General features: G+C 64.6%; 1 protein-coding gene. It reads left to right on the plus strand.

Going from position 1 to position 280, the window contains the following annotated elements:
* Nucleotides 1-30: 30 nt before the first annotated feature.
* A partial coding sequence (locus EN845_RS35055) for a glutaredoxin domain-containing protein (RefSeq protein ID WP_245511899.1) occupies nt 31-280 on the plus strand: 250 nt, incomplete at its 3' end.

The raw sequence follows: 280 nt of genomic DNA on the forward strand, positions 1-280 counted from the left end.
GGCGAAGCAAGGAGTGTGGTTGTGGCGGTGATGCAGCAAATCCAGGCCGAGGTCGATCGTTACCCGCTCGTGCTGTTCATGAAAGGCACCCCGCAGTACCCGATGTGCGGCTTTTCCAGTCGCGCCGTGCAGGCGCTGATGGCGGCCGGCGCTGTCGCCCTGCGCACCGTCAACGTGCTCGAGGAACCGGAGATCCGTGCCAACCTGCCGCGCTTCTCCAACCTGCCGACCTTCCCGCAGCTGTTCATCAACGGTGAGCTCATCGGCGGCTGCGACATCG

This window comes from Mesorhizobium sp. M8A.F.Ca.ET.202.01.1.1 (genome assembly GCF_004791595.1).
Classification (GTDB): Bacteria; Pseudomonadota; Alphaproteobacteria; order Rhizobiales; family Rhizobiaceae; genus Mesorhizobium.